Annotated in this window: 12 protein-coding genes and 1 pseudogene; 4 read left to right on the top strand and 9 right to left on the bottom strand. The window is 64.9% G+C overall.

The features are described 5' to 3' along the window. Positions 1–281: 281 nt before the first annotated feature. From WS62_RS13385 to WS62_RS13370, 4 genes are all read right to left on the bottom strand, one after another. Complete coding sequence (locus WS62_RS13385; RefSeq protein WP_066571393.1) at positions 282–3,065, bottom strand: Hsp70 family protein; 2,784 nt, start codon at positions 3,063–3,065, stop codon at positions 282–284. A 3-nt stretch (positions 3,066–3,068) separates the two neighbouring features. After that, the gene (locus tag WS62_RS13380) at positions 3,069–4,916 is read right to left on the bottom strand and encodes an Hsp70 family protein (RefSeq protein WP_066571392.1); all 1,848 of its coding nucleotides are present in this window, start codon (positions 4,914–4,916) and stop codon (positions 3,069–3,071) included. Next, positions 4,913–5,488 carry a DUF2760 domain-containing protein gene (locus WS62_RS13375; protein ID WP_066571390.1) on the bottom strand — a complete coding sequence of 192 codons (576 nt, stop codon included), beginning with the start codon at positions 5,486–5,488 and terminating at the stop codon, positions 4,913–4,915. Before WS62_RS13375 ends, WS62_RS13380 begins: the two co-directional genes overlap by 4 nt. A 488-nt stretch (positions 5,489–5,976) precedes the next feature. Beyond that, the gene (locus WS62_RS13370) at positions 5,977–6,750 is read right to left on the bottom strand and encodes a 2-keto-4-pentenoate hydratase (RefSeq protein ID WP_066571389.1); all 774 of its coding nucleotides are present in this window, start codon (positions 6,748–6,750) and stop codon (positions 5,977–5,979) included. Positions 6,751–7,278: 528 nt separating this feature from the next. Between WS62_RS13370 and WS62_RS13365 the strand changes: the two genes are divergently transcribed. The 3 genes from WS62_RS13365 (at position 7,279) to WS62_RS36350 (ending at position 8,643) form a co-directional block, all read left to right on the top strand. After that, positions 7,279–7,746, top strand: coding sequence for a ProQ/FinO family protein (locus tag WS62_RS13365; protein ID WP_066571387.1), 468 nt, complete (start codon positions 7,279–7,281; stop codon positions 7,744–7,746). A 60-nt stretch (positions 7,747–7,806) separates the two neighbouring features. Further along, positions 7,807–8,136: an H-NS histone family protein gene (locus tag WS62_RS13360; RefSeq protein WP_066571385.1), complete on the top strand. Its 330-nt coding sequence runs from the start codon at positions 7,807–7,809 to the stop codon at positions 8,134–8,136. Positions 8,137–8,217: 81 nt separating this feature from the next. Next, entirely contained in the window at positions 8,218–8,643 is a 426-nt protein-coding gene (locus WS62_RS36350; RefSeq protein WP_156440970.1) for a hypothetical protein, read from the top strand. A gap of 198 nt (positions 8,644–8,841) precedes the next feature. Here the strand turns inward: WS62_RS36350 and WS62_RS13355 are convergent, their stop codons facing one another. The 5 genes from WS62_RS13355 to WS62_RS13335 are packed head-to-tail and all read right to left on the bottom strand — an operon-like array spanning position 8,842 to position 14,441. Beyond that, the gene (locus tag WS62_RS13355) at positions 8,842–9,060 is read right to left on the bottom strand and encodes a hypothetical protein (protein ID WP_066571383.1); all 219 of its coding nucleotides are present in this window, start codon (positions 9,058–9,060) and stop codon (positions 8,842–8,844) included. Between the two features lie 46 nt (positions 9,061–9,106). Then, on the bottom strand, positions 9,107–9,571 hold the full coding sequence (locus tag WS62_RS13350) for a hypothetical protein (RefSeq protein WP_066571381.1): 465 nt from the start codon (positions 9,569–9,571) through the stop codon (positions 9,107–9,109). Then, positions 9,564–11,888, bottom strand: a complete 2,325-nt coding sequence (locus WS62_RS13345) for a hypothetical protein (RefSeq protein WP_066571379.1) — start codon at positions 11,886–11,888, stop codon at positions 9,564–9,566. Before WS62_RS13345 ends, WS62_RS13350 begins: the two co-directional genes overlap by 8 nt. Beyond that, positions 11,885–13,426 (bottom strand): tyrosine-type recombinase/integrase, encoded by a 1,542-nt coding sequence (locus WS62_RS13340; protein WP_066571377.1) that lies wholly within the window; start codon positions 13,424–13,426, stop codon positions 11,885–11,887. Before WS62_RS13340 ends, WS62_RS13345 begins: the two co-directional genes overlap by 4 nt. Before the next feature lies 1 nt (position 13,427). Further along, a complete protein-coding gene (locus WS62_RS13335; RefSeq protein ID WP_082720937.1) occupies positions 13,428–14,441 on the bottom strand; it encodes a tyrosine-type recombinase/integrase in 1,014 nt (337 codons plus the stop codon). Between the two features lie 74 nt (positions 14,442–14,515). Between WS62_RS13335 and WS62_RS33585 the strand changes: the two are divergent. Further along, positions 14,516–14,830: pseudogene (locus WS62_RS33585) on the top strand (DUF4158 domain-containing protein); the annotation flags it as partial. Between the last annotated feature and the right edge of the window lie 128 nt (positions 14,831–14,958).

The raw sequence follows: 14,958 nt of genomic DNA, 5'->3' as shown, positions 1-14,958 counted from the left end.
GGATGAATCGTCATGCTGCCAGATTTTTCTCGTTCCTTGCGCGAATCCGGTTTCATGGAAACGGATCGGCGACGCGTTACCGAATAGGGAATAACGGCGGGTGCGGATGTAAAACGGGACGTTTGACCAAACGGGCGTTGTCCCCTGCCACGCACGGCGCGGCTTACGCGCGCAACTTCCGCGCGAACGTACGTGAAAATCTGTGCGCCGAGCGCGCCCAGTATCCGCGAGCGGGCCGGCCGACGCCCGGAATGCACGTCGGCCAGCCCGCACCCGTCCGATCAGCCTGCGACCAGCTTCAGCCCGGCCGGCAGCGATTCCCCAAACGCGCGCCCGGTATCCGCGTTGTCGAGCGTCACGACCTCGCGCACCATTTGGCTCCACGCAGCCGGCGCATTCACGGACGCGAGCCGGCGCACGACCTTGTCGCGCACGTCGAGCGCCAAGTCGTTCGAACGGTCGCCCGTCATGCGCGCGATCTGCACCGCGGCAAATGCGGCCGGCTCGACCTTCTTCCAGTCGGCCGCGAGGATCGCGTCCAGCCAGCGGCTCGCCACGTCGGGCGGCACGACGCCGTGCGCGCTGCCGTACAACGGCCGCCGCGCGCCGATGCGCCCGATCGCCCACCAGCACTGGTGATTCTCCGTCGGCCGCTGCAACCGCGCGAGCAACCGTTCCCCGAGATCGATCTTGCGATCGACGGCGACGCGCTCCAGCGACGCCGCGAGGCGAACCATGTCCATGTCGCCGATCTTCGCGGGATCGAACGGCAGCTTCGGCCGCTTCGCGCCCGCGGCCTCCTGCAGCCAGGCCATCGCGTCGAGCGCCTGGCGCTGCGCCTCCTCGACGAGTCCGCCCGCCGCGCGGCGCCACAGCGTCCACCATTCCGACCAGACTCGCCCTTCGTTCACGTACTGGATGCCGTCGTCGAACAGCGTCCAGAGCTGCGCGACGCGCCAATCGTCGAGCGGGTAGCCGAACCCCGGCCGCACGCAATAGCCTGCGAGGTTCAGCCAGACGCGCTCATGATCCGCCGAGCGCCGTCGCCGGCCGACGCGCGCCCACAGCGCGCCGAACAGTTCGCGCAGGAGGGCGATGTCCCAGTGCTCGCGCGGGCCGAGCAGTTGCTCGAGCTGCGCGCGCAGACGCCGGACCTCCTTCGGATCGACGTTCGCGAGGCGCGCGCCGAACGAGCGGTCGATCAGTTCGACCGCCTTGTCGAGCGACGGATGCGGCGGCGCGTCGGCCGCGCCGTCTTCGGCACGCTCGCGCCGGAGCTGGAATTCGAGCAGCCATCGTTGCGACGGGTCGTCCGTCGCGATGCAGTGCATGTCCAGCGTGCCGACCTCCGTGAGCGACGTCGTCAGCTTGACCCGCCGCTCGCGCGATCCGCCCGCGTCGTGCTGCTGAACGACGGTCGCCACGGGCGGCAGGCGGACGAAGTCGCCCGCGGCGAGATCCGCGAGCTCGCCCGGGCGCCACGCGTTGTCGGCGACGGTCGACGCGAGATGGAAACGCACCGGATGCCCGAGCCGCAATGCGAACACGAGATCGTCGAGATGCACCTCGTGACCCTCCGCGGTGCCGCGCGGCAGCACGCATACGCCCCGCGGCGCCCGAGCATCGTCGTCGACGACGAGAAAGTAGCTGCGCGGCGAGCCGCCGCCGATTCGCGGCGCCTGCCCGGCGCGCGCGAGTCCGTATGCGACCGCGCCCCGCGCGACGGCCACGTCCGGATGATCGTTGTGCAAGACGTGCAACGGCTGTCGGCGCCAGTCGCCGAGCACGTCCGCGAGGCGGTCGGCGAGCGCCTTCGAGCGGAACACGCCGCCGTTGAGCAGCAGCGTATCGGGTATCGGCAGCGTCGAATTCGCCGCGTCCGGCGCGCCGAGCGCCTCGCGCGACTGCGCGGCGAGCCGATGCAGGAACGCCGCGATGTGCCGCGTGACGGCCGGGTCGGCGGCGTAGGGCAGGCCGAACTCGACGAGCGCGGCCCGCGACTTGCGCGGCAGGTCGTCCGGGCCGCCGGCGGGAAAGAACCCGTCGACGACGATCCGCTCGACCTCTTCCCGGCTCAGTTCCGTCTTGCGCGCGCCGCCGACGAGCCGGGCGCCCGAGCCGAGCAGCGTGAGGCCGACCGTGTCGGGCGGCGCCGCATCGAGCAGGCGCTCCTTCGCCGTTCGGCATCGCTCGACGAGCTGGGACAGGCTCGCGGCCGACAGACGCGCGTCGTCCTGCGTGAGACGCGTCTCGGCGAGGCGCGCGAGCGCGAGATCCATGTTGTCGCCGCCGAGCATCAGGTGATCGCCGACGCCGATGCGCGTCAATTGCGGCTCGCCATCCTCGACGTGCACCTTGATCAGCGTGAGGTCGGTCGTCCCGCCGCCGACGTCGCACACCAGCACGAGCCGAGTTTGCGCAAGCGATTCGCGCAGCGTCGCCCGATGATGGAACAGCCAGTCGTAGAACGCCGCCTGCGGCTCTTCGAGCAGGCGCAGCGCGGGCAGTTGCGCGATCCGCGCGGCTTCGAGCGTGAGCGCGCGCGCGCCGTCGTCGAACGACGCAGGCACGGTGAGCACTACGTCCTGATCCTCGAGCCGCGCATCCGGGAAACGGCTGTTCCACGCGGCGCGCACGTGCGCCAGATAGCTGGCGCTCGCGGCCACCGGCGACACTTTGCCGCTGGCGTCGGCCGCGCCCCACGGCAGGATCGGCGCGAGTCGATCCACCGATGCATGCGACAGCCAGCTTTTCGCGCTGGCCACGAGCCGGCCCGGCACCTGCGCGCCCAGCGAGCGCGCGAGCGTGCCGATCACGGCGGGCGGCGGCGGGTCGACGGCTTCGCTGCCTTCGGCGTCGTGCCACGGCAGCCGCAGATCGCCGGGCGCGAATTCGCCCGCCGCCGGGTGGTAGCGCGCGGACGGCAGCAGCGGCCGCGCGCCGACCTCGCCGGGCGCGACGAGCTGGTCGACGTCGAACACGCGGATCGCATCGCCGCCCGTCTCGACGTACGCGACGACGGTATTGCTCGTCCCGAGATCGATGCCGACGATGAACGGTTTCATCGGTCAGGCATTCGCGCCGCCGCGCACGTCGAACTCCACCTTCCAGCGCTCGTTCGTGCCGCTTTGCAACGCCTCGAGTTCCAGCGTGCCGGCCTCCGTGACGCGCGCGTGCAGCTTCACCGGCACGATTTCACCGGGCGTGCGCCCCTCGGGCGGCAGCGTGGCCTCGATCTCCTCGAGTTCCTGCAATTCGTCCGGCGACCAGAAGTCGAGCAGCGTGCCGACCTGATCCTGGCGGCGCACCGACGAGCCGAAGAAGCGGAAGTGCACCGGCTCGCCGACCACGAGGCCGAATTCCTGCGGCGGCAATGCGGCGTCCGTGCCTTCCTCCATGCCGAACGGCGCGACGCACAGCGCCTGGATCGGCGGCTCGAGGCCTGGCACGGCCGGCATCGCCGACTCGATCGCGATGTAATACGCGCGGGCCGTGCCGCCGCGAATGCGCACGCCCTTGCCGCGCTTCACGTAGCCGTAATACGCGGCGCCGCGGGCCACCGCAAGGTCGAGATCGGCGCCGCCCAACAGACGGGCGGGCGCCGCGCCGTCGGCGGCGAGCCAGCCATTCAGCGTGTCGAGAAGGCGCGCGACGAGCAGCGGCGACTTGAACACGCCGCCGTTGAACAGCACCGCGGTCGGATGCAGGAAGCTCGCCGCGCCGTCTTGCACGTGCTGCAGACCGTCGAGCTCCGCGAGCGCGGCGACCTGCCGGCCGAGGAACGCCGCGAGATGCCGCGTGATGCCGGCGTCCTGTGCATAGGGCAGGCCAAGCTGCGTCAGGCCGGCGCGCGTGCGGCTCACGGGTCGCGCCGACGCGTCGACTTGCGGGAAGAAGCCTTCGAGGATCGTCTGCGTCAGTTCGGCGCGAGTCAGCTCGGTGCGGATCGAGCCGCCGATCAGCTTCGAGCCGCGGCTCGGCACGACGAGCGGCACGGTGTCCGTCGCCGGATCGCTCAGCAGCGTTTCCTTCGCGCTGCGGCACGCGTAGGTGAGGGCGCGCAACTGCCACGGATCCGCCTGCGTGCCTTGCGCGGCGAGCTTGCGCGCGACGACGTGGGCGAGCGTCAGGTCCATGTTGTCGCCGCCGAGCAGGATGTGCTCGCCGACCGCGACGCGATGCAGCTCGAGGTTGCCGTCGCGTTCGACGACCGCGATCAGCGACAGATCAGTCGTCCCGCCGCCAACATCGACGACCAGGATGATGTCGCCGACCTTCACGTCCTTGCGCCACGCGCCGCTACTTTTCTCGATCCAGCTATAGAGCGCCGCCTGCGGCTCCTCGAGCAGCGTCATGTGCGCGTAGCCGGCTGCCTGCGCGGCCTCGGCCGTCAGTTCGCGCGCGGCCGGATCGAACGAAGCGGGAATCGTGACGGTGATGTCCTGCTGATCGAACGGCGCGTCGGGATGCGCGTGGTTCCAGGCTTCGCGCAGGTGGGTCAGATAGCGCACCGAGCTTTCGAGCGGCGACACGCGCGCGACTTCCGGCGGCGCGTCGCTCGGCAGGATGCCGGCGCGACGGTCCACGCCCGGATGGCACAGCCAGCTCTTCGCGCTCGACACCAGACGAATCGGCGTGCCCGCGCCGCGGCTGCGCGCCAGTTCGCCGACCGCGAAATCGCGCTCGGCCGCCCACGGCAACGCGAGATCGCCCGGCGCGAGCTCGTTCGGGTGCGGCAGGTAGAGAAAGGACGGCAGCAGATCGGGCGATTCGATCGCGCCCGGCGCGGTGAGCTGCGCGACCGGCAGCACGCCGAGATTCGTTTTCTCGCCGTCGCTGGCCGCGAGATCCACGTACGACAATGCGCAATGCGTGGTGCCCAGATCGATGCCGATCGAATAGCGCGGCTCGCTCATAGCTCCACCTCGGCCGGCGCGACGATCGTCGCGTCGTGCCCCTTGTTCAGCTTCGGCAGGCGCACCGCGTCGACGCGCCAGCCCCGGTGGCTGATGCTGCCGTTGAACGGCGGCTTGCCGACGACGTTGCCCGTGAGACGGATAGCGGTGGCATCGAAGCCTTCGCCGATCGTCACGCGGGTGCCTTCGGCCTCGTCTCGCACGGGGCGGATCGTGAAATGCTCGCGCAGCGTCGCGCGACAGCCGTCATGCACGAGGCGCGCGGCGGCGCCGATGTCCGCATCGGCGTAGCCGGCGATGTCTTCTTCGACGAAATCGATCAGGCGCGCGTCGCGCTGGAGCAGCCCGAGCAACTGGAGCGCGGCGTCCGGGCTCGCTTCCCGGATGATTTCGGGCACGGGCGCCGCGGCGGGTCGGCGCGGCGCGACGGGGGCCGCGGCCGGTGCCGGTGGGGCATCGGCTTCACGCAGCCGGCGCGCGCGGCGCGCGAGTTCGCGGTCGCCGATCACGGAAAAGAACAGGCCGAAGGCAAGCGAAAGCCTGCCGGCGAATGAAATGTTCGGTTCGGTCATGGGGAAAAGCTCCAATGGGCCCGCCGGGACGGCGAGCTATCCTGCCGGACGCGGGACGAGCCAAGGCGGGCGTCGACGGTCCTGTTCCGGCATCACGTATCTGAGCCCGACGGGCGCAAAACCCGTATTTTGCCTTGATCTGATCCGGAGCCGGCCAACGCGCGCGTGCTAGCGTTCGCTTTTTGCGAATTTTGTCGGCCGATCGCGCTTCGGAGGCCATGCGGCGCAATGTTCGGGCACGGCGCATGCGTGCGCAGGCGGGATGTGTCGACTGCGGTGGAGCGTGTTACAGCGCGTACTGCGCGGACGACGGGCGACGGGCGACGGGCGACGGGCGACGGACGACGGACGACGCATGCGCCCGCGGACGCGCACGCCGGCGCGCGCGTCGCCCGCCATTGTTCGGCATGGCGCGCCCGCAATCGCCTGAAGTCGGTGCGGCGGCCGAGCGCTGCACCGGCGCGCTGCTTTCGCGCCCGGCTTGCGGCTCAGGCGACCAGTTCCACCGACAGGTTGCCGAGTTGGCCGAATCGCACCGTCAGCCGTTGGCCAAGCGGCACGTCAATCGCCCCGGCATACGATCCGGTCGTCACGACCTGGCCCGCCCGAACGGATTCGCCGCGCGCGGCGAGAAAATTGACAAGCCACAGCAGCGGCTTGAACGGATGTCCGTCCGGATGGCGGCCATCGATCGACCGGTTCAGCCCGCCTCGAAACTCGAGCGCAATGACGTCGAGCGTGGCGTGCAGGCCGTCGGATACGACCGGCCCGACACACAAGCCCTGGTTGAACTGCCCGTCCGCGAGCAATTCAAACACGGTCGCGCGCGACGGATCCGCATAGCGGCAGCCGAGCACTTCGATCGCGAGACGCACCTCGCGAATCGCGCCGCGCACGTCGTCTTCGTTGTACGGCCTGCCGCGAGGCGGCAAATCGCGGTCGAGCACGAAGGCGATCTCCGGTTCGATCCGGACGGTCGGCGTATCGGCGACGACCCGCAACGGGCCGGCCGACGTGGGGAACATGTGGATCGTCGACGACAAGATCGGCGCGACCACGACGCGCCCCGGTGGCGGCAGCGCGCATTTCCATCCCCCCACCGGCTCGCCCAGCCATTCAGCGACGCGGCGCTGCGTCGCGAGGGCCGTTTCGATGTCGTCGGGCCGGCAGGCATCCGGCAGAAGCGCGCCGGCAACGCCGGCGCGACGGGCCGCAACCAGATGCCGCGCGGCGCCATCCACGCGTTCGAGAGTATTTGTCATGTCGTTGTCGTGTTGTTTTGCGGAATGAACGGACGGCCTGCGGGCGCGCGCCGGAATGGAGGCAACGGACGCGATAATAGCGTTTTCACTGTGATTTCATCATGCGGCGACCGTGTAGTATCGATGATCCGTGCGTCAAGCGGCGTGGCGGCCGATACGGTACGCGCGGCGCATCGAGCATCTCGCGTGCCGGCTTATGTTATGTGCGGCCGCGCGATCCTCGGGCATGCGGTCCGCAGTCGGTAGGCCGCGCGATGCACGGGCAACCACTGCGAGGCTCGGCTGCGCCTGCTGCGGTTCTTCACTATGCTGTTTCCGGTTTGGGCGCGGGACGTCGGATGATGGCGGCGATACGCGGTGTGAGCTTTACGAGTTCCGGCGGCGGCGTTGCCAGCTCTGTCTCGGTCTCGGATGCTTCTCATCGAAGGCGGTCGTCAATGTCGATACAGACGCTCGCCAATAGAGTAGCGAGAACGCCGCGCCGTCGACTGCTACAATCTCGGCTTATTTTTCAGTGGGCTGGAAGTTATGGGCTTTGAGCAACTTGCGTCGTTGCGCGATCAACTTGCGAGAGACGCCGAACGGGAACGGGCAGCGAAGAAGCTGCGGAAGCGGGATGCCAAGCAGGCGGCTTCGCCGGGCTCGACGGATCCGGTGCTGTTGACGATCGCGAAACTCCAGAAGCGGTTTCCCGTGGCTTTCCCGAGAAATCCGGCGCCCAAGGTGCCGCTCAAGGTCGGCATTCTCGAGGACTTGGTCAATCGGGCGCAAGAACTCGGCTCGAACGAGGCGGAGTTGCGGGACGCGATGAAGACCTGGTGCCGCGGGAACCGTTACTGGACGTGCCTCGTCGACGGCGCCGTGCGCGTCGATTTGACGGGCGGCGAAGCGGGGCGGGTGTCGCCGGCTGATGCGAAGCGCGCGCGAATGCTGAAGGCGCGTCGCCCGGCAAAGGCGCCGTCACAATCGGCGAAGTCCGAGCAGGCTCCGCAATAGCGACAGAAATCCGCACGCCCGTCGGAGCGCGGGCAGCGTATCGATAAAGACACACATCACGTGACAACCAGCAAAATTCATTCGCTGCAGAAGCAGCTCGGCCACGTCAACTTGCTTCTCGAGGAAGCCAAGAAGAAAGAGAAGGCGGAGGTGCTGGCCGCCATTCGGGAACAGGTGAAGCAATACGGCATCACGGAGTTGGAACTGCTGAGGGCCGCGGGCTTTGTGAAGGACAAGCCAAAGAAGCTGCCGGCCAAATACTACGATCCGTCATCGGGCAAATCGTGGACGGGCCGCGGCGCCTGCCCGAAATGGCTGGAGGGCAAGAACCTGGATGACTATCTGATCCGGTCCGCGCCGGAGCCTTGGTGGCCGGGCGAGAGCGCGTAAGCGGGCGCGGCGGGACGTCAGTTGCCACCGTGGGCCACAGTACCGCCGTGAAAATCCTCGCGTGATCGACAGGCCACGGGCTTGCCGCCGCGTATTGCCGTCGGCTCGGCGGCGTACGGCGGTATGCGTGCGCACGTTCGTGCGATGGTGTGGGGCTCTGTGGCGACCGACAAGGCCTCCGAAATTCCGCACTGTTTTTGTTGGCTGACGCGACGATCGATGTCCGGTCGCTTGCTTCGATCCAGTCGTCCGGCTTCTCTACCGGAACGTAAACAGCAAATCGAAAAATCACATGTTCGTGAGCGTGCGTCGTTTGATGCGCTTCTCGCATTGCACGAGAGCGTCGCATCGGCGAGGTCCAAATACGACATTTCTATAAAGTTACTACAATCTAAAATGTCGATTCTTGGCACCTATGGTGTGGTGTTGCGTCGGTTCGGTTTTTCAGGTTTTGTTGTATTTCAACCGGAAGGCGGCCGAGTTATCCACAGGATGACCTCGTTTTAGAGCGCTTCCTGTTGCGTGCTCGTGTGGAGGTCGTTTGTTGCGCTGCTTATCGCGGAGTGACGCAACGGGGTATCTTCCGCGAGCGGTTCCTGCCGGCGCGCGTGTTGCGTTTGGCATACTCGTGCTGTAGGGGTGATCGCCCGTGGGGGCGCGTCGGTAACACGTCAGGCAAAGTCGGTCCGTTTCTGGAAGTCGATGCTACTTGCCCCATACTTGGAAGGCCAAGACGACCGCCTGGAGGCAGCCGACAACAACGAGCAACAGGGTCAACAAATTGAGCCGAGCGGCGGTCTTCCTCTGTTGCTCGGCCAGCGCCACTTGCAACCGAACTTCGGCGTTGCGTCGGTCGTCGGGGTTGCCAAAGCCGTTGCCCGAAGCAAACGTTTCAAGGATGCCCTCCAATTCGCTCTTCGCCATCGCTTTCTCTCCAGTGTGTCGATAGTCGGCATTCTCCACCAAGTCGCTACTGAGGTTCCAAGGGGGACACTGTAGCGGAAGGAACAGCCCCGAGTTCGATGAGTTTATCCCGCGCCTCGCGGTATTGCTCATAGAATCTGGCCCACTTGCTGAAACCGCCGAGTTCGCCGACGGCGCGTAACATGGCGAGGTGTGACGCGGTAAGCAACTGCACGGTGGCTTCGAGCTCGGCAATCCGGATATCCTTATCCGCTAGCGACGCGGCAGTGTCAGCACCGGAGCGCTTTGCGACACGGCCTCGCCAGCGCCGGTATTCCGACTGGCGCTGCTGATTCTCGGCAAGCAATCTACTGCGCGATTCGCTGCGGGTGATCGACGATGCTGCCTTGATGGACGGATGCAACCGGGCAACGGCACGCGCCGTGATGTCCTCGTCGTTGGCCAGCAACGTCTCGAGAATCTCGCGCATCTGCTTGTCGTCGGCCGATGCCGTTTCATTGTTGTTAGTCATCCAGTACTCCGCGTTGCGGCGGCAGTGAGAGGTCAATCCCATCGGGGAAGGGGTGTTCGCCCGGCGCAGTCGCGAGCAGTTTCTGTACACCCGCCAGCCGCTTTTCTGCATGCTCAAGCTGGTTTTTCCAGCCAATGCTCGTCGACGGACGGGCCCTGATCGTCTCCAGTGCCAGCTGGAACTTGCCTTCGAGCCGAACAAGGTTCCGCCGATGCTCCGGAAGCTCGGTCGCCGAGAGATGGCGGCAGTCGGCGAAGCACTCGAGATGCTTGGGGCAAGGGTCAACAGTGAACGAGTTCAGGCAGTGCCCGTACGGCGTGGCATGGAAGCCGTCCGCTTCCGCACGCAGATATTCGTACGCGGCTGCGTCGCCGTCGGTGGCCTGGATGCGCTGGAACGCGTCGACGATCGGACCTCTGGCCTTGCCACCCTTGATGAGCCTGGCTACGGTGCTGGCTTTTTCGCCAAGCATGATCTCGATGTCCTGTGGAATTTCGATCTGTTCGAGATCCTCAGCCAAGCTGCGGTGATCGTACTCGTAGCTCTGTGCGACACTGCGCCGGTTGAAGCGCTTCGAGATGATGGTGTCGGCCACGCCCAGCCGGAACAGCTCCGTGTTTTGCAGATGGCGCAGCATATGCGACTCGATTTTCAGTGCGCGATCTTCATCGGTCTGACCGTACTTTTCGAACAGCGATGGCAGGTGCTTCGCATCACCGAGCGCTTGCCCGATGAACGAAGGGTCCGGGCGGTTGACGGCCATGTAGCGGGTTACGTCACACAGACCATCGTTGCGCTCTTCAGCGAGCGAACGCTTGGGCTGCACGAACAGGAACTCCCACGGCTGAACAGAACTGCTGGCCAGCGGCAGGGGAGTGAGGTCGGATACCTTTGTCGGTGTCGTGAGTCGAATGTGTTCCTCGAGTTCGCCGATGTGCAGATGCGTCGCATGCCACTCCATCCGCTCGAGGAGGTTGATCGGCGAGCCATCACCATGGCGGAAGCGCAGGCTGGTCTCGCCCTCAAGCATCGCTGTTTTCAGGCGATTCCCGAACTGATAGACGGCCATGTCGAGCATCAGCTCGCCGCTGCGCCGCCGCTCATGCTGGTACTCGTGCAGTTCGGCAAGGACCGCGGGATCGAAGCCTTCCCGATAGCGTTCGATGAACGGCTCCCGTTCGATTTTTGACCAGAACGGATTGCCCATAAGGCGCGTGTAAATTTCGATGACGGGCACGACGCTGTCGAGCGGATACCATGGGAGTAGCCGGCCGGTTTCGCATTGCAGCTTCAGCGTCGCACGCAGTGGTTCGGTGATCCGGGCTACGTGGTCCAGTGTCTCCGTCAACAGCGTCCGGAACATCTCGGGCACGGGCTGGGTCCCTTCACGCAGCACGCGGCTGTCGCTCTCATCCTCCTGCTGCTTTTCAGCGAAGTGACGAACCATCAGGGATGTCGAGATACCACCGGATTCTCCGGCGGGCCGTCCCTTCGAATCCAGGTATGCGCGCTCCCGCTTCCAGTCAATCGGCAGCAACGCGACTTCGCCCGCCCGCATACCGGTCACGATCAAGGCGCGCATCGCAGCGAACCGCAGATCGTCTATGAATGTGCGCGGCTTTTCGGTCATCACGATGCGCGTCAGTTCCCAGAACGCTCGGCGCTCCGGCAGGCGTTCACCACGCTTGCGGGCCTCGAGATCGCCACGAAGCTCGTCCGGCGACCACGTATGTTTTGCCTTGATCGCACTTTTGCCTTTCATTCGTGGAACGGCAAGCGACGAGTACAGCGGCCCCGCATCGCAGATGTGCTGGGCATCAAGTACCACCTTGACGATTCCGACCACCAAGTCTCCCAGCTTCCCCGTGGCCTGGATAGCTTTGCCAATACGCACAGCAACGCGCAGGTCATCAACGGTCAGATCCCACGGCTCCTTGTCCACGCACGTCGCGATGACCCGCAGTGGACGTGCGATGCATTGCGCCACATATCCAGTCGTGTTGCGCCTGAACAGCAATTGCTCGGCGACCGCCGCCTTTACGAGGTCTTGCCATGCGGCAGACAGCGGCCGTCTGGCAAGCGGTGCCAAGCCACGCGCGACACGCTCCGCGTTGACGATTGCCAGCGCCTTCACATCCGTGCCAAGGTCTCGCAGGTAGTGGGTCGGCGGGGGCACGTCGCCAGCAGCGACGGTGAGGTTCCATCCCACCTCGTCCTGAGCAGCGCCTGCGTCGTCGAGTGGCATGTCCCACTGCAAGCCTTTGTCGCGCGCAAGCGCTTTGCCCAGATCGATGAACGCGAGGTAGTGGGGATTCATCGGTCTTCGCCCTCCAACTCGTCGATGACCGTCTGTATTTCGGCGATCGTGCGCTGCAACTGGAGATAGGTCCGAGACCGGGTTTCCCCACGAGAACTCTGTTCGAAGAGCACGACCACTTCGCGCATTGAGGCCAGCACGCTCTCGTGCATCGCCTTGTCATGCAAGGGCATGAACTTCCTGCATCCGTAGCACGACGTCACCGGGTTATAGGGACACGCGGGCTGTCCCGACGTGCAGCCACCGATTCCGGCGATCGGAATGCCGTGGGGCACGCCGGCGATTTGCAGATCCCCCTTGAGTTGGGTGAGCTCTTCCAGGGAGATGAACCGGTCGTGTGCGATCTTTGCCACGCGCCGGTAGACATCCGATGCACCGAGCGCCCGGTTGATCCGTTCGGCGTGCGAAGCCGACGTCTCGTAGTAAACCAGTCCGGTCCGTACGTACGAATGCCCCATGAACTCGGCAAGCTCTTCGTGGCTGGCCCCAGCGTCAACGAGTCGTTGTGCAGCGGTGTGACGCAGATCGGTTGGCGTACCACGCTCTTCGGAGTCGATCAGTTTTCTTACCAGCCGCGCAATCCTGCTTCCCGCGTCGCCGGCAGACTGCACCCGGAAGAACCGTGCTGAACCAGCCGCGGCTTCAGCTTTTCGCTGCTCATCGAGAGCTGCCAATATAGGAGCCCATTCGCGTTTTACCCTGCGTGTCAGCGGCTTTCGCCTGGCCGGATCCTTTTGTTTGGCCATGTGAAACGTAAGATGCACTGTCGGCAGATCGTCGGGCGCCTCACGCCAGACGCGTACGTTCCGCATCTTCAGCTTGGCGATCTGGACGGGCCGCATTGCAAATGCATAGGAACATAGCAGCATGCCGGCTTCATCTAGATCGGCAATCAGGGGCGTCGCAGCCGACACCACTTGAGCAGCGATCTCATCAAGGTATCGAACAATGCGCGTTTCTTCATCGACCAGGAGAAACACGTCGCCTGATCGAACGCCAGCATATGGATCTCGCGCCGGCCAGGGCAGGGCGCTCAGAAACTCAAGGTAAGATCGGGACCACCCATTCAGCCGATGGATGCACAGCATGTGCAGCAGCGTCTTTAAACAGGAATACGCTGTTTTGGGTAGCGCCTTCGCCCGCAGGACAGTCCAGAACTGCTGAATTCCGATGGGCGTTGCAGTGATCGCAGATGCAATTTCGTCGCGACTCAGGTGGATCGCTCCTGTCACCGCATGAACGGCCGTTGATACGCTGTAGTCTTCACCGAGCACATAGGCGAACAGATGTTTCAGGAGACGGCCGCAACTGTTGTCGAATCGCGCAAAGTCGAACGATCCGCGCTGCCCGTCGTACATGTACTCGAAGACATCGACGTCAACGGGGGTGGGTATTGACCTCACGCAATCGTCAAAGTCATCGTAGTAGCGAATCGTTGGGGGCAGGGTCGGCAACGCCGACAGCAGCGCGTCGATTGGATCGGCATGGGGCTGCCTCGGCTGAGGAAACAGTTCCCCCTGCATCTGGGGCGTGCTCATCTCAATGTCCCAGAGGCAACGCTCGCAGCATGGCGACGCGATCGTCAAAGGCGTTGTTCCAGACGTCGGCGAGCCGGTCTTCGAATACCGCGCGTGCATAGCGTGTCGGCATGACCGATTTTCTCGACCATCCGAAGAAGGCGCGCATCTTCTGAAGCGCCTCGTCCATCGGATCACCCTGCTCGAGCAACTGATGAAGCCGGACCACGGCACAGGTATGGCGTAGATCGTGGGGCGTGACAGATTCCTTTCCAGTACGATCGCGCAGTTCTTTCAGGACGTCGGACGGCAGGCAGCGCGACATCTGGGCGAATGCCTTTGTAAGCGTCTCGGTCGCCAGCGGCATATTGGACTGCGCGTTCAGGAGAAACGGGTGATCAGGACGGCCGCGATAGTTTTCAACGTACGTGTCCACGATCGTCGCCGTTAGCTGGCTGACCGGCACCTGGCGGATCGAGTGTACGTTCTTGATCGAGGGCCTGGAGTAACGGGAATCGTCTTCGGCGGATTCGTATCTGTTTTCCTGGACATTGAGCCAGTAGCGCGTTCGTTGCTGCCGATGGTCATAAGCACTTTTCACCGTATCAACGGGAAGCAGAAGCAGTTCACCGCGCCGCAACCCTTGATGCAGCATCAACACAAATGCAACGTAGACGCGCCAACGGCTCCTGGCGCGATGAAACGGATTTTCTGGACACTCCGGGTCCAGCAACTCATACAGGATCTTGACGGTACTGGCTGGCAGCGAGCGAATCGTCTCAACGCTCGTGTTCTTTTTCACATGCAACTGGCCGTACAGCGACGACAGGCGGTGCAGGCGCTGTTCGATTTGCCGCAGCCGGTCTTCAGCACAGCCCGACGTGGAGAGCCACGTGACGATGTCAGTCACGAAGCCGAACCCTGTTTGCCAGCGAATTTCGTCGGCGCCGGTCGCTACCGGCTGGTTACGGGTATGAACAAGGTCAGCGCAAATTCCTATCATAAGACGTGAAGTTATAAAGATCGCGAGAATCATTACGATTTGAGGCAGTAACCCTCGACTTTTCTTGCGCTAATCTGAGTGGCCCTCTGCGATCCGGACGATCCGCAATGGCAGCCCTCGAACGCACCGCGTACCCGCGCTTCCCCGAGGTTCTGGCACCCCGGGAATTGCAAGCCTGTTACACACCGCTGCCCGACGAACTCGAATGGGCGCGCCGGTCAACCCGCGGCGAGCGACCTCGACTGGGCCTGATGGTGTTGTTGAAGGTCTTTCAACAACTGCACTACTTCCCGCCGATCGACAGCATTCCGCCCGCCGTCGTGGATCATGTCCGGGCAGCCGCGGACATCGGCGATACCGTGCGGTTCGGCTATGACGCCGCGACATCCCCGACGCTGTTCCGGCATTACGCGGCGGTTCGTGGGCTTGGGCGCATGTCAGCGAGGACGTGATGATTTCCAGTCGCCCAGCAGAAGTGCAGGATCGTGCTGTGCCGGGCCATTGGGAGGGAGACCTGCTCATCGGCCTGAACCGGTCCGCGATCGGGACA

It is taken from the genome of Burkholderia sp. ABCPW 14 (assembly GCF_001523835.1).
GTDB classification, from domain to species: domain Bacteria; phylum Pseudomonadota; class Gammaproteobacteria; order Burkholderiales; family Burkholderiaceae; genus Burkholderia; species Burkholderia mayonis.
Note: the sequence above shows the minus strand (reverse complement) of the source record. Positions and strands in the feature narration are given on the sequence as shown.